Annotated in this window: 19 protein-coding genes; all 19 read left to right on the top strand. The window is 47.1% G+C overall.

Features of this window, described 5'->3' with window-relative positions:
- The first annotated feature begins 54 nt into the window (after positions 1 to 54).
- The 19 genes from K3F53_RS17410 to K3F53_RS17320 all read left to right on the top strand — a co-directional run bounded on the left by K3F53_RS17410 (position 55) and on the right by K3F53_RS17320 (position 18,804).
- Positions 55 to 1,575, top strand: a complete 1,521-nt coding sequence (locus K3F53_RS17410; RefSeq protein ID WP_057900206.1) for a glycine betaine uptake BCCT transporter — start codon at positions 55 to 57, stop codon at positions 1,573 to 1,575.
- Between the two features lie 125 nt (positions 1,576 to 1,700).
- Complete coding sequence (gene spoIID / locus K3F53_RS17405; protein ID WP_057897425.1) at positions 1,701 to 2,729, top strand: stage II sporulation protein D; 1,029 nt, start codon at positions 1,701 to 1,703, stop codon at positions 2,727 to 2,729.
- Positions 2,730 to 2,855: 126 nt separating this feature from the next.
- The gene (locus tag K3F53_RS17400) at positions 2,856 to 3,596 is read left to right on the top strand and encodes a M23 family metallopeptidase (protein WP_220559188.1); all 741 of its coding nucleotides are present in this window, start codon (positions 2,856 to 2,858) and stop codon (positions 3,594 to 3,596) included.
- A gap of 131 nt (positions 3,597 to 3,727) precedes the next feature.
- Positions 3,728 to 4,015 carry a sporulation transcriptional regulator SpoIIID gene (spoIIID, locus tag K3F53_RS17395; protein ID WP_057897427.1) on the top strand — a complete coding sequence of 96 codons (288 nt, stop codon included), beginning with the start codon at positions 3,728 to 3,730 and terminating at the stop codon, positions 4,013 to 4,015.
- A gap of 78 nt (positions 4,016 to 4,093) precedes the next feature.
- The gene (gene mreB, locus K3F53_RS17390; RefSeq protein ID WP_057897428.1) at positions 4,094 to 5,110 is read left to right on the top strand and encodes a rod shape-determining protein; all 1,017 of its coding nucleotides are present in this window, start codon (positions 4,094 to 4,096) and stop codon (positions 5,108 to 5,110) included.
- 103 nt (positions 5,111 to 5,213) lie between these two features.
- On the top strand, positions 5,214 to 6,113 hold the full coding sequence (locus tag K3F53_RS17385) for a flagellar hook-basal body protein (RefSeq protein ID WP_220559187.1): 900 nt from the start codon (positions 5,214 to 5,216) through the stop codon (positions 6,111 to 6,113).
- 13 nt (positions 6,114 to 6,126) lie between these two features.
- A complete protein-coding gene (locus K3F53_RS17380) occupies positions 6,127 to 6,972 on the top strand; it encodes a flagellar hook-basal body protein (RefSeq protein ID WP_057897430.1) in 846 nt (281 codons plus the stop codon).
- A gap of 4 nt (positions 6,973 to 6,976) precedes the next feature.
- Complete coding sequence (locus tag K3F53_RS19525) at positions 6,977 to 7,252, top strand: DNA-directed RNA polymerase subunit beta (protein ID WP_057897431.1); 276 nt, start codon at positions 6,977 to 6,979, stop codon at positions 7,250 to 7,252.
- A 158-nt stretch (positions 7,253 to 7,410) separates the two neighbouring features.
- The gene (locus tag K3F53_RS17370) at positions 7,411 to 7,908 is read left to right on the top strand and encodes an Lrp/AsnC family transcriptional regulator (RefSeq protein WP_057897432.1); all 498 of its coding nucleotides are present in this window, start codon (positions 7,411 to 7,413) and stop codon (positions 7,906 to 7,908) included.
- On the top strand, positions 7,905 to 9,083 hold the full coding sequence (locus K3F53_RS17365) for an aminotransferase (protein WP_220559186.1): 1,179 nt from the start codon (positions 7,905 to 7,907) through the stop codon (positions 9,081 to 9,083). The genes K3F53_RS17370 and K3F53_RS17365 overlap by 4 nt, the downstream gene beginning before the upstream one ends.
- 678 nt (positions 9,084 to 9,761) lie before the next feature.
- Positions 9,762 to 10,520, top strand: coding sequence for a YveK family protein (locus K3F53_RS17360; RefSeq protein ID WP_246615660.1), 759 nt, complete (start codon positions 9,762 to 9,764; stop codon positions 10,518 to 10,520).
- The gene (locus K3F53_RS17355) at positions 10,517 to 11,203 is read left to right on the top strand and encodes a CpsD/CapB family tyrosine-protein kinase (RefSeq protein WP_057897435.1); all 687 of its coding nucleotides are present in this window, start codon (positions 10,517 to 10,519) and stop codon (positions 11,201 to 11,203) included. Before K3F53_RS17360 ends, K3F53_RS17355 begins: the two co-directional genes overlap by 4 nt.
- A 35-nt stretch (positions 11,204 to 11,238) precedes the next feature.
- Positions 11,239 to 12,027 carry a tyrosine-protein phosphatase gene (locus K3F53_RS17350; protein ID WP_057897436.1) on the top strand — a complete coding sequence of 263 codons (789 nt, stop codon included), beginning with the start codon at positions 11,239 to 11,241 and terminating at the stop codon, positions 12,025 to 12,027.
- A 241-nt stretch (positions 12,028 to 12,268) separates the two neighbouring features.
- Positions 12,269 to 13,336, top strand: a complete 1,068-nt coding sequence (locus K3F53_RS17345) for a Gfo/Idh/MocA family protein (protein ID WP_057897437.1) — start codon at positions 12,269 to 12,271, stop codon at positions 13,334 to 13,336.
- Between the two features lies 1 nt (position 13,337).
- Complete coding sequence (locus K3F53_RS17340; RefSeq protein WP_057897438.1) at positions 13,338 to 14,471, top strand: DegT/DnrJ/EryC1/StrS family aminotransferase; 1,134 nt, start codon at positions 13,338 to 13,340, stop codon at positions 14,469 to 14,471.
- Positions 14,468 to 15,805 (top strand): nucleotide sugar dehydrogenase, encoded by a 1,338-nt coding sequence (locus K3F53_RS17335; RefSeq protein WP_057897439.1) that lies wholly within the window; start codon positions 14,468 to 14,470, stop codon positions 15,803 to 15,805. The genes K3F53_RS17340 and K3F53_RS17335 overlap by 4 nt, the downstream gene beginning before the upstream one ends.
- 312 nt (positions 15,806 to 16,117) lie before the next feature.
- Entirely contained in the window at positions 16,118 to 17,422 is a 1,305-nt protein-coding gene (locus K3F53_RS17330) for a glycosyltransferase family 4 protein (RefSeq protein WP_220559185.1), read from the top strand.
- The gene (locus tag K3F53_RS17325; RefSeq protein WP_057897441.1) at positions 17,419 to 18,129 is read left to right on the top strand and encodes an N-acetyltransferase; all 711 of its coding nucleotides are present in this window, start codon (positions 17,419 to 17,421) and stop codon (positions 18,127 to 18,129) included. Before K3F53_RS17330 ends, K3F53_RS17325 begins: the two co-directional genes overlap by 4 nt.
- Before the next feature lie 48 nt (positions 18,130 to 18,177).
- Positions 18,178 to 18,804, top strand: a complete 627-nt coding sequence (locus K3F53_RS17320; protein WP_057897442.1) for a sugar transferase — start codon at positions 18,178 to 18,180, stop codon at positions 18,802 to 18,804.

Here is an 18,804-nt window from a genome sequence, read left to right as displayed (position 1 = left end):
AGAAGCGTTGTTTGGCTATTCCCTATTGCAAAACTAAAAGAAGAGGTGGAAAGTTTGGTATTTTACATTTCGATTGCAGTAATCGTTGCTTTTGTTGTTTGGGGAGGTCTGCTGCCTGAAAGTCTTTCGCAAGCGGCTGACCAGACACTAGAAGTCATAACCAGGGATTTCGGCTGGTTTTATCTATTGGCAGCTTTTTCGTTCTTAGTATTTGCGCTTTATTTGGCTTTTGGAAAATATGGACAAGTGAAATTGGGAAATGATGATGATGAACCAGAGTATTCCAATCTGACATGGTTTGCAATGCTGTTTAGTTCCGGGATGGGGATTGGACTTGTGTTCTGGGGGGTTGCGGAACCGCTCAGTCATTATGTGACTCCACCCACCGGAGAAGGGCAAACAGCGGAAGCGGCGCGTCAGGCGATGCGTTATTCTTTTTTTCACTGGGGTTTGCAGCCGTGGGCGATTTATACCATCATTGCGTTATCGCTTGCCTACTTCCAATTTCGTAAAGGACAAAAAGGATTGATCAGTGCAACGTTTTATCCGTTATTAGGCGAAAAAGTAAAGGGGCCTTTGGGTAAGCTGATTGATATTCTGGCTATTATTGCAACCGCATTCGGAGTCGCCACCTCCCTTGGTCTTGGCGTTTTGCAAATTAATGGTGGCCTTACTCATCTTACCGGGATAGCTAATACGACCACCACACAAATTATCATTATTGCTGTTGTTACCGTGTTGTATTTGCTGTCGGCGACAACAGGGCTTGATCGTGGGATTAAACTATTGAGTAATACCAATTTGATACTGGCGTTCAGTTTGTTGGTTTTTACATTATTGGTAGGACCGACTTCGTTTATTTTTGATACGTATACAACTACGCTAGGAAATTATGTGCAAAATTTAATTCAGATGAGTTTACGGCTTACACCATTTACGGAAGGCACATGGGTGGCAAATTGGACGCTATTTTATTGGGCGTGGTGGATTGCGTGGGCTCCATTTGTCGGAACGTTCATTGCGCGTGTATCCAAAGGCAGGACGATTCGCGAGTTCGTGCTTGGTGTTATGCTTATTCCGAGTTTGTTTAGCTTTCTCTGGTTTGCTGTTTTCGGTGGAACGGGCCTCTATCAAGAAATTTTTATGGGGGCACATTTAGCCGAAATTGTCCAAACAGATGTGACGAGACCTTTGTTTGTCATGCTGGAGAATTTGCCGCTAGGCTCTATTCTTGCCGGGATAGCGACGTTGCTTATTATTACATTTTTTATTACTTCTGCAGACTCCGCAACGTTTGTCCTAGGGATGCTCTCTTCTAATGGCGATTTGCATCCATCCAACAAAGTCAAGGTGATTTGGGGGATTCTGCAATCTGTGGTTGCCATTGTGTTGCTTATTAGCGGAGGGCTCGAAGGATTGCAAACGGCATCCATCGTAACGGCATTGCCGTTCGCCGTTATTTTAGCTGCAATGTGTTTTTCTATTATGAAGGCACTTCAGGAAGAGGAAAAAGAAAGAAAACGTGGCGAACGGGCTTTACGTAAAAAGCTAGAGGCATTACTTGATGAACAATAAGAAAAAAAGGAACAGGCATGTGAAAGATAAGCCTGTTCTTTTTATTAGATGCATATTTCTCTTCTTGCGGCATAGTTTTGTAGAGAAAGAAAAGTTGTCCAACTGGTATCCGGAAGGGGAGAAACATGAAGCCGATTTTCTATATCGCCCTTGCTATTGTCATCATTCTGCTTGCGGTTCCGTCGACGCTTGTCCTTATTTATTCTGGATCTGATGAGCAACCCCGGCCCGCGTCTGCTATCAGAAAAAGCGCAGCTCCAAGGACTTCACATACGACACAGAAGCCGGTTATGCATATTAACTTTTCGATTAAAGTGTTCCGGGTCGAAACCGGAAAAATTGAATCAGTTCCGCTTGAAGACTACGTGAGCGGTGTTGTGTCGGGCGAAATGCCCGCCGAATTTGAAATGGAAGCGCTCAAAGCCCAGGCTCTTGCCGCTCGCACGTATATCGCGCTCCGTCTTGCCAAAAAAGATTTCAGCGATGTTCCAAAAGGCGCACATGTGACTGATACGGTAAAACATCAAGTGTATATCGACGAAAAACAAAAAAGGGAGCGGTGGGGGAGTTCATATACGTGGAAGGAGGCGCGTATTCGGCAGGCGGTTGAGGAGACATCCGGACAAGTTCTTACGTATCAAAATGAACCGATTAATGCCACTTTTTTTGCCACAAGCAATGGTTATACCGAAAATTCCGAGGACTATTGGGGATACAAACTTCCGTATCTTCGCAGTGTAAAAGTGCCCTGGGACGCCAATGCGCCGCGCTATCAGGAGACGGTAACAATGTCTATTGACCAACTTGAAAAGAGGTTAAAAGTAAAGATTGCCCAACCTGTCGCCGCAGGCAATGATTCCTGGAACAAAACTATTTCCCGTACTGCCGGACAGCGCATAAAAGAGATCAAAATCGGGGACAAAGTATTTACCGGACGCCAGGTGCGTGAGCTTCTCGGCCTCAATTCTTCGCACTTTTCATTAAGCATTAAAGGACAAAACGTCGTCATCCGCACGTTTGGATATGGCCATGGAGTCGGGATGAGTCAGTGGGGCGCCAATGGTATGGCGAAAGAAGGAAAAACGGTAGAGGAAATTGTCAAATATTTTTATAAAGGCGTTAACATTGAAAATGGAGAGAAGTGGATAAAGTAGCGTAATAAAATAAGCAAAAAAGAGTAAAGCTTGTGCCCAATTTTCGTCTTTTTTATGCAAAAAACTTCTCTCCTTATGTTTATTCCCTCATATTCCTGTCAAAACTGGATGCTGAGGTGATAAACAATGGATGAAAAAAGAAAAGCTACTGAAACATCCTCTCCAATTCAAAAAGTACAATCCGGTGGCTGGAGACGTATCTTGGGCAAAAAATGGATTTTTCCCGCAATGTATATGGGAATTGCAGCTATTATTCTTGCGGGCGTAATGTGGTATCAAAACAGCAAAGATTTCTCAAACAATACAGGGGTGCCACAGAAGGCTACGCCGGAAGTGACACAGCCGCAGCAGGTGGCTGAGGTTAAGCAGAATGAACCGTCTGCTGTACCGGTGAGCGTATCCGACAAACCGCTCGCTTGGCCGGCAAAAGCGGATGAGACCGAGAAAGTTATGGGGTTCTATGATGACACATCTGACAAAAAAGAACAGGAAGCCGCGCTTATTCAGTATGACAACTCTTACTGGCCGAACACAGGCATCGCGATTGCGAGCAAAGATAAGAAATCTTTTGAAGTTATGGCCGCAGCCGCCGGTAAAATTGTAAAAGCGGAGCGTGACCCGATGCTTGGTTACCAGGTAGAAATCGAGCATAAGAACGGACTTTCTACCGTATATGCCAGCCTTGAAGATGCTAAAGTGAAGGTTGGCGATACGGTCGATCAGGGTACAATACTTGGAATGGCGGGTCGCAACGTATTCGAAAAAGCACTCGGCATCCATCTGCACTTTGAGGTGCATAAAAATGGAGAAACAGTACCGCCAGAACAATATCTGCTGAAAAAAGAAGACACGCCTTCGGCAAAATAAAACGAAAATAAAAGAAAATGAAGAAAAAAGGCTGAATAGTACATGCTATCAGCCTTTTTTCGCATATATGCGCACTTGCCTCAATATAATGTATCAGACCACTGACCAATTAGCATTAGGAGGCGAGAAGCGTGCACGATTACATCAAGGAGCGGACGATGAAAATCGGCCACTACATTGTGGAAACGAGAAATACCGTTCGCAAGATTGCCAAAGAGTTTGGCGTGTCGAAAAGTACGGTGCACAAAGATTTGACGGAACGACTGCCTGAAATCAATCCTGAACTGGCCAATGAAGTTAAAGAAATTCTCGAATATCATAAGTCGGTACGTCATCTAAGAGGGGGAGAAGCGACTAAGATTAAGTACAAACGCAAAAGCAAGGCATATCGGAAGAAGGAGGCCGAAGAGCTTGCCTAGGAGAAAATTCTCCTTGTGACAGGACAATATGCGTAGTACAATATTCTGATGATATAATAGTTACAGGGAGGCTCTCACATGATGGGCAGAGATATCGGAATTGATTTGGGCACGGCCAACGTCGTCATTTATGTAAAGGGCAATGGCGTTGTGCTTGATGAACCATCGGTTGTAGCGATTGATACCTATACGAAACGGGTGCTGGCCGTCGGGGAAGAAGCCCGCCGCATGGTTGGTCGCACGCCGGGAAATATTGTAGCTATCCGCCCGCTAAGAGACGGGGTGATTGCGGACTTCGAGATTACCGAGGCGATGCTTAATTATTTTATTAAGAAGATAGGCGTCAAAGGTTTCATGGCTCGGCCGCGTATCTTGATCTGTACACCGACCAATATTACTTCCGTCGAGCAAAAAGCGATTCGGGAAGCGGCGCAAAAATGCGGAGCGCGTGAAGTGTTCCTCGAAGAAGAACCTAAAGTGGCCGCCGTAGGCGCCGGGATGGACATTTTCCAGCCGTACGGTCATATGGTGGTCGACATGGGTGGCGGGACGACCGATGTAGCCGTGCTTTCTATGGGAGACATCGTCACCGCCTCTTCTATTAAGATGGCGGGGGACAAGTGTGATCTCGCTATTATGAAATACATTAAAGAAAAGTATAAGCTTCTTATCGGGGAGCGTACTGCCGAAGATATTAAAATCCAAATCGGCACGGTGTTTCCCGGATCGCGCAAGGAAGAGATCGATATTCGCGGCCGCGACATGGTGACAGGTTTACCGCAGACGCTCACTGTCACATCTGAAGAGGTATGCGAAGCGTTACAGGAAGTCGCTCAGGCTGTTGTGATGGCTTCGAAGAATGTGCTGGAGCGCACGCCACCGGAACTGGCGGCTGACATTATTGACCACGGCATTATGCTGACGGGGGGCGGAGCGCTGCTTCATGGTCTGGATCGTTTGCTGAGTGAAGAACTAAAAGTGCCGGTGCTCATCGCGGAGAGTCCGATGGCCTGCGTAGCGGTAGGGACAGGCATTATGCTGGAGAATTTGGACAAGTCTCCGCAGCGGAAAATGCGTAAAAAGATTTTTTCGTAAGTATAGATTCCGTAGGTTTTTTGAGATTGATTTGCTATAATAAATAAGACGTATTTACGTCGCTTGCCTTTATCTGTCATGGAGGAAAACAGGGGGAAAGAACATGCTGCGTGGACTAGACGCTGCCGCTTCAGGCATGATTGCTAATCAGGCGCGGCAGGACGCGTTAACGAACAATTTGGCAAATGTGAATACACCGGGGTATAAAGCGGATAACTCCACATTCCGCACGTTCCCCGAGCTATTGCTGGAACGCATTCGCGACACGGCCGGTGGAGTGGCGGGGCTGCCCGCGTTTCCGGGCTCGAAGCAGGTGATTGGCCGCCTTTCGCATGGAGTATACAATCAGGAATTAGTGCCTAATTTTGCACAGGGAGATATCTTTGAGACAGGAAAAGTGCTGGATATCGCTTTGGTTGACGGGGGAATTCCGACTATCGAAGTGGACGGCAGGCAGGTACAGCCCCGCATGTTTTTTGCGGTTCAAAAGCCGGGTGAAGGCGGAGGTCCTCCACAAGTCTACTATACACGTAGCGGGAATTGGACGATGAATGCCGCTGGTCAACTAACCACAATGGAAGGATATCCAGTACTGAATGCGGCTGGTCAGCCGATTAACTTGCGCGCGCTTCTCGGGGACGCGCCGTTGAATAAGGAGAACTTGCAGGTTACGTCCGACGGGAGATTGATCGCGCTGGGAAATCCGGGCACTGCTCCCACACGACTGGGTATTTATCGAATCGATAATCCGACAGCAGATCTTGTGAAAGAGGCGGATACGACCTTTCGTTATACAGGAAATGGAGCGCCGACTTTGTACAATCCGGCGGTTGATCCGGCTGTTTCCATCAAGCAGGGATACATTGAACGTTCCAATGTTGACGCCGGCAGAACGATGATTGATTTAATGGCGGTGCTTCGCAGCTATGAAGCGAATCAGCGCGTGTTGCAGGCATATGACATTACGTTGCAGAAGCTGAATGAAGTCGGGAAAATCGGATAAGAAGGTGTAAGTGATGAACCATTCTATGATTAACTCTGCTTCCGCCATGCGGGCGACGCAGCTGCGCATTGATACAATTGCGAATAATTTGGCTAATTCCGATACTGTGGGGTTCAAGAGCCAGGATACGACGTTTGAAACGCTCTTGGTTCGTCGATTGAACAATCAGCCTTACGCGCGATATGAGCCTAGCCGCTTAACGCCGTTTGGCACCCGACCGGGATTCGGAACGAAAGAAGCGATGCTGCAAACCAACTTTGCTTCAGGAGCCATCAAGAAGACGGATGTGCCTACTGATTTGTACCTTGAGGGGGAAGAGGCGTTTTTCCGCGTACAGCGGTTGTCGCCCAACGGTGCTCAGGCGCTTTTCACCCGGGACGGCAATTTTAAGCTTATACCGTCAGGAAACTGGCTTCAGTTGGTAACCGGCTCCGGCGATTTCGTAATGGATGATGGCGGCGATCCCCAGCCGATCCGTATTCCCGTCGGCGCTACGCATTTTACAGTGAAGGCGGATGGACGGATTACATATCGTTTGAACGGTATGGAGCAGGAGGGACCGCGCCTCGGGGTATACACGGTGCAGAACCCGAATATACTAGAACGGGTCGGAGAGAATTACTATGCAATACCGGCTGGGGCGGAGCTTAACGAATACGCGCGGCTGAGCAACCCGGCGGGCATGACGCTGCAAGCGGGCCTAGCGGTTCGCCAGGGCGGCCTTGAAATGTCCAACGTCGATCTGCGTAAAGAGATGACTTCGCTTATTGAGGCGCAGCGGGCGCTCCAATTTAACGCGCGGGCGCTTTCATACAACGATCAGATGATGGATATTACTAATCGAATTTTTAGAGGTTGATAAGATGCCAGAACAACATAAACAGCCGTCTAGCTCCGCAGTTTCAGCTGCGGCGGCCGCCCGGGAGTATCCACGGAAAAATAGAGCATCCCGGAAAAAAAGAGCAAAGAGAAGGGAAAGCATGCCGCTACTTCTCAAAATTACACTTGTGCCTTTTCTCTTATTTATCGCTCTGTTGGCGGGCTTAATTACGGGATACAGCATTCTGGGCGACGGCAACGCCTTTGAAGTGTTTGATATAAAAACATGGAAGCACATGTATGATCTTGTGTTCGGATAAAAGAACACTTTTCTTTTTTTTGATAGGAATTATTTAAAAATTATTATAAGTCAGGGGAGAACTTTGCGGTCTGAAGCCGGATAAGGATAAAGAGAAGCTTCGAGCTGCGCTGTTGGATAAAATAATAAAGTAAGTTTATGCAGAAAGGTTGGATGAATATGGAGAGAGAGAAACAGCGCGAATTGCTGCACATCTTGGAGGAGAACAGCCGCCGTTCCGCAGAAACTATCGCTACGATGCTGGATACGACGGTGGAAGACGTAAAAGAAACGATTGCCAAGCTGGAGAAAGAGAAAGTCATTATTAAGTATCCGGCAATTGTAAACTGGGAAAAAGTCGATGAAAATGACCTGGTGACTGCGATGATTGACGTAAAGGTAACGCCGAAACGCGATGTCGGATTTGACGATGTAGCGGAGCGAATCTACCGTTTTCCAGAAGTGCAGTCCGTATACTTGATGTCCGGTGCTTACGATTTGTCGGTCGTTATTGAAGGAAAAACGATGCGTCAGGTTGCGCAGTTTGTATCGGAGAAATTGTCTGCTTTGGATTCTGTCATTTCGACCACAACGCACTTTATTCTTAAAAAATATAAGCATGACGGCGTAATTTTAGAACAGCCCGAGGATGACAAAAGGATGGTTGTGACGCCATGAGTACGATGCAGGTTGCCAACCGTAGATTGTCACGTACGATCCAATTGATTCCGCCATCCGGCATCCGCCGGTTTTTCGAACTGGCGTCTTCTATGGAAGGCGTTATCTCGCTTGGGGTAGGAGAGCCGGACTTTGTGACGCCATGGAATACAAGGGAAGCAGCGATCGCTTCGCTTGAAAAAGGTTATACCGCGTACACGTCTAATAGCGGTCTGTATGAGCTGCGGGAAGAGATTTGCAAATATCTTGCTGCTGCTTTTGATGTCCATTACAGCCCGGACAAAGAGGTTGTGGTTACAGTCGGAGCGAGTGAAGGAATTGATCTGGCGCTGCGTGCGATTCTTGATCCTGGCGATGAGGTATTAGTGGTGGAGCCGTGCTATGTATCGTATGATCCGGTCGTGCGCTTGGCGGGTGGCGTGCCCGTGGCGGTGCAGACATCCATTGAACAGCAGTTTAAATTAATGCCCCAGCATATTGAAGAAAAGGTGACAGACAGAACCAAGGCGATCATTTTTTGCTTTCCGAACAATCCGACCGGTTCCATTATGAAGAAAGAAGAACTGGCAAAGCTTGCGGAAGTGGTCAAACGCCATGACTTAATCGTAATCTCCGACGAGATTTACGCGGAACTGACATACGATACAAGCCATACGAGCTTTGCATCGCTGCCGGGAATGAAAGAGCGTACGATTTTGCTATCAGGATTTTCCAAAGCGTTTGCGATGACTGGCTGGCGTATTGGATACGCTGCGGGACCGGAAGATATCATCCAGGCTATGGTAAAAATTCATCAATATACGATGTTGTGCGCCCCGATTATGGGACAGGTGGCGGCGCTTGAATCGCTGCGCCACGGTATGGAAGCGAAAAAGCGAATGGTTGAGAGCTACCGGCAACGCCGCAATTACGTCGTAAAGGCATTTGAGCAAATTGGCTTGCCCTGCCACAAACCGGAGGGCGCTTTTTATGCGTTTCCTTCTATCGCTTCCACCGGTATGACGGCGGAAGAGTTCGCGGAAAAACTGATTCTTGAGCAGAAGGTGGCGGTCGTTCCAGGTCATGTATTCGGCGAAGGTGGAGCGACGCACATCCGTTGCTCGTATGCTACATCGCTCGAAAATCTGGAAGTGGCTATCGATCGTATGGATGCTTTTTTGCGGGTATACAAATAAATATTCATAGATTGAGAGGCTATGAATGCCTCTCTTTTTTTGTAGTAAGAAAGCATATGTTACTTTACAGTAATAAAGCAACATATGCTTTCTTTTCATAAGTAAGTGAGGAAAAACTTGCGAGGTGTGTTCCAAATGTTTTCTTTTTTTCATGTGGAGCGTGTGGCACGGAAGGAGAGAAAGACCGACAATGTCCGCGAGATTTTCTTATTTAAAAATGACGAAAAAACTCGAAAAATAGGCGGGTTTGATAGGAAGACATATAATTTACTACAAAAAAAGATATGATTGATCTGGGTGAAAATTCATAGAAATTTTATTGTCAAGGAAAAAAGAAGGAATTATTATTTTTTACTTCATACCTCTTTGCATTAAAATGGCTGAAACGCTTGATATATAAGGAAAAGAGTGAGAAAAAATGAAAATCGAAATGATAATGTTTTTCATATACTTTTAATAAATTGATCACAGAAAAATAATGAAACCTTCTAAAAAAAGTGACATTGTAAAGTTTAAAACTGAAAATTCAAAATAGTAAGTTGGTATGAATTAACCAAGAATAGCGTAATAAAATACAATTTTTGTATCATTTTTCATTTCGAAACCTTGTTATATATTGATTTACGTGAAGGCCATCGACAAAAATTGAAAATCTGAGAGAGGAACTGGAGGATGTCATTGCAAGAAGAAACGCTCAATATTAGAGAAATGGTCACTATTCTTCGCAAACGACTTTGGATGGTTGTTCTGATTACGCTGGGAGTTGTGGGAGTCAGCGCGGGGGTTACCAAATTTCTGATGACCCCTGTGTATGAGGCAAAAACGGAACTGCTTGTAAACAAATCACAGGATGGAGACAAGACAGGAATCATTTCGATGTCAGAAATTGAGTCTAATCTGCAATTGATAGAAACGTATAGCGTAATCATTAAAAGCCCGCGGATCATGGAAATTGTAGCGCAAAAGCTGGGGGAACCGGATAAAGTAGCCAGCTTAACTGAACAGATTAAGGTTTCCGCAGTCAAAAACTCACAGATTATTTCTATTGTGGCTGAAGATACGAACCAGCGAAGAGCGGCACTTATCGCCAATACAGTAGCGCAGACATTCAATTCGGAAATTGTGAAGCTAATGAAAGTGGACAACGTTCAGGTACTTACTAAAGCAAAGGCAGATGAGAGAGCCACGCCAGTAAAGCCAAAACTTCTGGTCAATGTTGCGATTGCTTTGGCCATTAGCTCCATGCTTTCTGTCGGCCTTGCTTTCTTGCTTGAATATATGGACAATACGTTGAAAACGGAAGAAGATGTCGAAAAACATCTCGGATTACCTGTGCTTGGTACGATTGCCGTCATTGATGCAAAGAACGGCGCGAAGCACACGAGGCTGAAAGAGGAAAAGAAAGTTAGGATGGCAGCGGCAGGTGAGAACAGATGAATACAGCAATTGATAAAAAGCGATATGAAAAATTAATTGCTTACTGGAACCCGAAATCGCAGATAGCAGAGGCATATCGTACGTTACGTACAAACATTCAATTTGCGAGTGTAGACGAAGAAATCAAAACAATTTTAATTACGAGCACGGGTCCGGCAGAAGGGAAATCAACCACTGCCACCAATCTGGCTGTGGTGATGGCGCAGGCAGCTAAGCGCACTCTATACATAGATGCAGACTTACGGAAGCCAGCCGGTCATCATATTTTTCAGGTGCCGAACCGTCGGGGCCTGACTACATACTTAGCAGGTCAGATCCAGCTACGAGATGCTGTGCAAGAAACCGGAATTGAGAACCTTGCTATTATGACAGCAGGCCCCATTCCGCCGAATCCTGCCGAATTATTAGGATCAAAGAAGATGAAGCTGGCATTAAAAGAATTGCATAGCCAATTTGAAGCGATCATTCTTGATACACCACCGGTCATTGCGGTTGCAGACGCAGCGATTCTTTCCAGACTAGTGGACGGATGCATTCTGGTTGTCAACGCGGGCAAAACGAACCGTGACCTGGCCGCTAGGGCCAAGCAGCAGCTTGAGCATACAAACGCGCGCCTGCTTGGTGTCGTGCTTAATAATAAGCAAATAAAACATAACAATTACTACTATTATTACAAGAACTAGCAGAAAAAGGTTTAGATAGGGAAGGGAAAAACAGAATGAATGTAGACATTCACAATCATATCTTATGGGGGCTGGATGATGGGGCGCAGTGTCCGGAGGATACACTGGCGCTGGCAAAAGATGCTGTGCAGAATGGCATTACGCATGTGATCGCTACGCCACACCATAAGGATGGAAAATATGAAAACCCTGCTCCCTTGATTTTGCAGAAAACGGATGAAGCGAATCGCTTATTGAAAGAACATGTGATTCCGCTCACAATTTTTCCGGGAATGGAGCTGCATTTATATGGCGACATTCTTCGGGATTTTCGGGCGGCAGAACGTACGTTGTTAACAATGAATGAAACACAGTTGTATGTATTGATTGAACTGCCATGTGATCATGTTCCAGCTTATACGTACCGCCTGTTGTTTGATATGCAGGTAGAAGGTTATCTTCCCATTATTGCGCATCCAGAACGAAATCAGGAAATATGCGAACGTCCCATTATCCTGCATCGCATGGTGGAAGAAGGCGCGTTTGCCCAGTTGACGGCAGCCAGCGTCATCGGTCAATTTGGCAGCCGTTTACAAAACATTTCCCGCAAACTTATTGAACACGATTTAATTCACTTTATTGCTTCAGACGCACACCATGTAACGAAAAGAGGATTCGCGCTGCAAGCGGCTTATGAATGGATTAATAGAAATATCGGAGAACAGTACACGCATTTCTTTCGGGAAAATGCCTGTCTCGTTCTTGCGGGAAAAGATATTATAGCGCCCCCGCCGCGCTCGTTTGAACCAAAAAAGAAAAGAAAAAAATTTTTCGGCCTCTTCTAAATGCCGGGGCCAAGGTAACAGTCTGCTGCACCTTTATCACTGCAGGCACTCGGCCATGCTGTGGGCATGCAACAATGCCTTAGACGTTTTATCGTCGAGGGTATGGTGTGAGGTCGGGTTGAATGCCCATAATTCACCTATTCTATCTTTTTATCAAAATGTTACTTCTTACTATTATATAACCAATCCCGAAATCATTCAATTTATTTTATCTCTTGGATGAAGGGTGGCTTTTGTTTATATGTCTACTATTTCATTTGCTATCGTTGGATGCGGTCATATTGCGACCAAGCATATCGAAGCAATTCGTAATATTGAACAAGCGGAGCTGGCAGCGGTTTGTGATACGAACCCTGCACGAATTCAGGAATATATGAAAAAACATAACGTTCGTGGCTATCTTTCACTGGAAGAGATGCTGGCGAACGAACCGGATCTTGATGTAGTCAACATTTGCACGCCAAGCGGTCTACACGCTCCGTTGGCCGTGCAGGCTGCTGCGGCGAAAAAGCATGTCATTGTAGAAAAACCGATCGCACTGACGCTGGAAGATGCGGATCGCATCATTCAGGCGTGCGCGGAAAACAATGTCAAGCTGTCTGTAGTACACCCAAACCGTTTTCGCCCGGCTGTGACAGAACTGAAAAAACTTATCGACAAAGGCTTGTTTGGCAAGCTTAGCCACGTGAATGCCACCGTGCGTTGGAACCGCGACCAGAGTTATTACGATCAGGCGGCATGGCGCGGTACAAAGGCGATGGATGGCGGCGTATTAATGAACCAGGCGATTCATAATCTAGACTTGCTGTACTGGCTTGCCGGACCGGTCGAAGAAGTACAGGCGTATAACGCGACCCGCCTGCGCAATATCGAAGCGGAAGATGTATCGGTTGCTGTGTTGAGGTTCACAGACGGCGCACTTGGCATCATCGAGGCGGCCGCGACGGTGTACCCGCAAAACTATGAAGAATCGCTTAGCATTTTCGGCGAAACTGGAACAGCGGTCATTTCAGGACGGACTGCCAACTGGATTAAACACCTTATTTTTAAAGACATACCGGAAAAAGAGACTGCTAAAATCATGGAAAAGGTAGAGCAGGATCCGTATGGTACGCCGGGTCACCAGCATATTATCGCCGACATGATCCGAGCGATTCGAGAAGACAGAGAACCGCTGGTCACCGGATGGGATGGGCGTAATGCTCTTCAGCTCGTACTAACCATATACGAAGCGGCGGAAAAACACGCTCCCGTAAAATGGAGCCATCACAAAGAAGTAGTTAGTACAATAGTGAGAGGAGTTTACTAATATGACAAAGACAATGCGCAAAGTATCCCTGCTGGACTTAACCGCCCAGTATCAGGACATTAAACCGGAAATTAAGCAGGCTGTGGACAACGTACTTGAGAGCGGCAACTACATTATGGGGCCATTCGTGAAAAATTTTGAGCAGGCTATGGCGGAATACTGCGGCACGAAATACGCAATCGGCGTCGCCAACGGTACGGACGCGTTGCTTCTGACGTTGGACGCGCTTGGAATCGGGCCGGGAGATGAGGTGATTACTTCTCCGTTTACGTTTTTCGCTTCCGCGGAAGTGATCTCGCGGCTGGGTGCGACACCGGTATTCGTCGATATCGATCCAGACACATACAACATCGACCCGGCAAAACTTACCGCAGCCATTACACCGCGTACAAAAGCAATTATGCCTGTTCATATCTTCGGACAGCCCGCTGATATGGACGAAATATTGGCGATCGCGAATGAATACAACCTGTTTGTAGTCGAAGACGCGTGCCAGGCGATCGGTTCTACATACAATGGGAAAAAGATTGGATCGCTTGGAACCGCCGGTTGCTTCTCCTTTTTCCCGACGAAAAACTTGGGCGGATACGGGGACGGCGGAATCGTAGTGACAAACAATGAAGAACTGGCGCGCAAAATCCAAATTCTGCGCGTACATGGTAGCAATCCGAAATACTATCATTCCATGATCGGTTACAATAGCCGGCTCGATGCGCTTCAGGCGGCCATGTTGCAGGTAAAACTGAAATACATTGACCAGTGGAACCGGCAACGCCGTGAAAAAGCCATGATGTATAACAACGCGCTGAAAGACCTGCCTCTCAAGTTGCCATACGTAAAGCCAAATCGCGAAGCGGTTTTCCATCTTTATATCATTCAAACCAAGTATCGCGATGAACTTATAGGTCATTTACAGCAACACGGTATCGCGACCGGCGTGTACTATCCGGTACCGTTGCACAGGCAGGAAGTATATAAAGACCTCGGATATGTGGCCGGAAGTCTTGTTGAGTCGGAAAAAGCGGCCGCCGGTACGCTTGCGCTGCCGCTCTATCCTGAAATGACGATTGATGATCAGGAATATGTCATTTCTATTGTCCGCGAATTCTTCGAAGCGAAGGGAGAGAGAGTATGACACAAGCAGCAGCGTTCGCAACTTCGTTAGTCGAGCAGTTTATTCAAAAAATTGAACAGAAAACGGCCGTTATCGGTGTGGTGGGCCTCGGGTATGTCGGCTTGCCGCTTGCGGTTGAGAAAGCGAAAGCCGGTTTTAACGTCATTGGGTTCGATGTGCAGGCTAGTAAAGTCGAGATGGTCAATCAAGGTATCAATTACATTGGTGATGTTGTGGACGATGATCTGCGCGAAATTGTAGAGCGGAAAAAGCTGCGTGCAACCTCTGACTACTCTTTTATCAACGAAGTAGACGCGGTGGCAATTTGCGTACCAACACCGTTGGATACCTATCAACAACCAGACACAAGTTATGTGGAATCGTCGGCGCGTGAAGTGGCGAAATATCTTCATCCTGGCATGCTCGTTGTGCTGGAGAGTACCACATATCCGGGCACGACCGAAGAATTGCTCAAGCCGATTCTGGAAGAATCGGGGCTTGTCTGCGGCAAGGACTTCTTCCTGGCGTATTCGCCAGAACGTGTTGACCCGGGTAACAAGCAGTTTAACACGAAGAATACACCGAAAGTGGTCGGGGGCGTAACGCCGGATTGCACCAAAGTTGCTGCTTCCATGTACCGTGCGGTGCTGGACAGCGACGTGCATGAAGTATCCAGCCCGGCAGTCGCTGAACTGGAGAAAATCTATGAGAATACGTTCCGTCATATTAATATCGCGCTGGCGAATGAAATGGCGATTCTGTGCAACAAGATGGGGATCAACGTATGGGAAATGATCGATGCGGCAAAAACGAAGCCCTATGGGTTCATGGCGTTTTACCCGGGGCCGGGTCTTGGCGGACACTGCATTCCGATTGACCCATTTTACCTGACCTGGAAAGCGAGAGAATACAACTACCATACACGCTTGATCGAGCTGGCCGGCGAAATTAACAGAAGCATGCCCGAATTCGTGACGGAGCGCGCTGCCAATCTGTTGAATCAGGATGGTAAACCGCTGAAGGGCTCAACGATCCATTTGCTTGGCGTAGCTTATAAAAAAGACATTGACGATATTCGTGAATCACCAGTGCTTCATATCATTGACATCCTGGAGGAGAGAGGGGCGCATGTCGTTTACAGCGACCCACATGTTCTGTCTTTTAAACGCCATGGCAAGGAATACGAGTCGGTCGATCTTACGGAGGAAACGTTGAAAAAGGCAGATCTTGTGGTGATTACAACGGATCATACCGCTTTTGACTACGATTTTATCGGCCGTACCGCGTACGCTGTGCTTGATACTAGAAATGCACTGAAAAATGCGGTCAAGCCGAAACGATATGAAATTTTATAAGAATATTGAAGGGGTGTGATGAAAGGCATATGGAAACATCGAGCTATATGACTGGAATTTGCGCTCTCTTGACTTGTCGTTTTCTCCCTTTTCAGCACCTTATTCTTTTGGCTTTTCTCGCCGTGAATTAATCAGGAAAAAAGCTTGCAGAAAAGGGAACGGTGAAAGATTGGCTGGAAAGGTTACAGTATCTGTATCTTTCCAGCTGTTTTCTTATTTCTTCCATGCAAACCGATAAGCAAGTGGTTTATCGATGGGATGGAGGAATGAATTGCCTGGAATTTTCGATTTTGAAAGGAGGGAGAGCAAGAGGTGAACATCTGGATTTTTAACCATTATGCGATTGCACCAGGTGCGAGCGGTGGTACGCGTCATTACGATTTAGCTCGAGAGCTTGTCAAACACAATTATAACGTCACGATTTTTGCTTCTTCCTTTACCCATCAGGAGAGAAAGGAGCGTTATATTCCGGAAAAGCATCTGCGATGGAAGGAAGAACAGTATAATGGCGTCCGCTTCGTCTGGATCAAAACACCTGCCTATAAGAAGAACGATTGGCGCAGGGTCGCCAACATGCTGAGCTATACCATCCATGCTTATTTGCTTGGCAAAAAACGAAAAGAAAAACCGGATTTAATTATCGGAACACTCATGCACCCGCTGGCGGCGCTTGTTGGTTGTTTGCTCGCCAAAAAGTTCAATTGTACGTTTTATTTTGAAGAGCGAGACTTATGGCCACAAACCTTGATCGATCTCGGCAAAGTTTCTGAACGGAATCCGGTCGTTTGGATGCTCCGTCAGTTAGAGCTTTTTTTATACAGAAATGCCCGCCGTATTATCGTCCTGTTTGACAAGGCGGATAAGTATGTGGCCCAGCAGGGGATTGATACAGAAAAAGTGCTGTATCTTCCGAATGGTGCCGACCTGCAGCGGTATGAGCAGCAGGCTTTGCTTTCCGCGGATCTTGAGCGGTTGTTCGCTTCTTTGGAGAACAAGCTGATTGTTACGTATACGGGTGCGCACGGCATTGCCAACCATCTGGATCCGGTGCTTGATGCAGCCGGTATTCTGAAAGACCGAAATCATCACATTCATTTTCTTATGATTGGGGATGGACCGGAGAAGCAGCGGCTTGTAGAACGGGCGAGAAAAGAAAAGTTAACCAATATAACTTTTATTCCTCCTGTCAAAAAAGAGGAAGTTCCGGAGATTCTGCTTCGTTCCGATGTGGGGCTGATTTCTATGCAGGACGCAGAAATTTACAAATGGGGATTCAGTTTAAATAAGATGTATGACTATATGGCAGCGAAGCTTCCGATCGTGCTGTTATGCCAGCTACCGGAAACGCCAATTGAAACCTCAGGCGCTGGTTTGAAAGTTAGCAATCCGCAGGAAATGGCGCAAGCATTGCAATGGTTAGCCATAAATCAAACCGCTCTTCACCAAATGGGAGAGAAGGGGCGTTTCTATGTAGAGAGCAATCACTCGTGGGAAAAGCTGGCACACCGTTTCATTAATGTTATAGAAGAAGATTTGTCGTACGGTGGTTGCGATCGTCTGGCGGTGGCACCGGTACAGGTCGGAGCAACCAAGGAAGGGAGGAAACTAAACATATGAACATAACATTTGGTAAAAACACGATTATTGAGGACAGCGTTGTGCTGGGAGAGAATGTGACAATCGGGCATAACGTTATCATTTACGCGGGCAGTGTCATTGGGCATAACGTAGTCATTCAGGATAACGCGGTCATTGGCAAACAACCGGTTAAAGCGAAACATTCTGCCCTGAAAGAAGTGAAAAAGAATCCCCCGGTCGTAATCGGCGACGGTTGCACGATTGGCACATCGGCTATCATCTATGCGGGAGCTGTTCTGGAAAATGAAGTATTTGTAGCTGACCTTGCCACCGTTCGTGAACGCGTGACGGTGGGGGAAGGTACGATCGTAGGCCGCGGCGTTGCAATTGAGAACGATTGCTCCATCGGCCGCAAATGCAAGTTGGAGACCAATTGCTATATCACGGCATATTCCAATCTTGGCGACCATGTGTTTGTCGCGCCGGGCGTTGTCACCAGCAATGACAACTATATGGCCCGCAGCAAAGAGCGCTTCGGTAAGATGAAAGGCATTACCGTCAAGGACGGTGGCCGCATTGGTGCAGGTGCTATTACACTGCCGGGCATTGTGATTGAAGAGGACGGAACGGTCGCGGCCGGCGGCGTCGTTACGAGGGATGTAAAGAAGGAAGAACTGGTTGTGGGTATTCCGGCCAGAAAGCTGCGTGATGTTCCTGAAGACCAATTGCTGCGTAATCAAGGGTAAGACGGGACAAATAGCTGACGATGATGGCAGCGAAACGGAGGGGAGAACATGGCAAAACGAGTATTTGACCTGGTATGCGCACTAGTTCTGCTGGTGGTGACCCTTCCGGTTATGGGTATTACCGCCCTGCTTGTGCGTATAAAGCTGGGTTCGCCTGTCCTGTTTAAACAGAAGCGTCCCGGTCTGCACGGCAAGCCATTTTACATTTACAAATTCCGCACCATGACCGACGAGCGGGACGAAAACGGGGAGTTGTTGCCTGACGAAGTTCGCCTGACCGGGTTCGGACGCTGGCTACGCAGGCTTAGCCTCGACGAATTGCCGCAGCTGTTCAATGTGGTCAAAGGCGAGCTAAGCCTGGTTGGGCCCCGTCCATTGCTGATGGAATATCTGCCGCGCTACACGCCGCGCCAGGCTCGCCGTCATGAGGTAAAACCCGGCATTACCGGATGGGCGCAGGTGAACGGACGGAACGCCATCAGCTGGGAAGAAAAATTTGAATTGGATGTCTGGTATGTGGATCGCCAGTCATTCTGGCTGGACATGAAAATTTTGTGGCTGACGCTTTTCAAAGTGATCCGCTCGGAAGGCATTAACAAAGAAGGACATGCGACGACGACGGAGTTTATGGGACAGAGCGGGAATACGTACCAAAATGAGCGGAAAGAGGCATGA

It is taken from the genome of Aneurinibacillus thermoaerophilus, assembly GCF_019603355.1.
In the GTDB taxonomy this organism is placed as follows: Bacteria; Bacillota; Bacilli; order Aneurinibacillales; family Aneurinibacillaceae; genus Aneurinibacillus; species Aneurinibacillus thermoaerophilus.
This window is presented reverse-complemented; position numbering and strand designations above follow the sequence as displayed.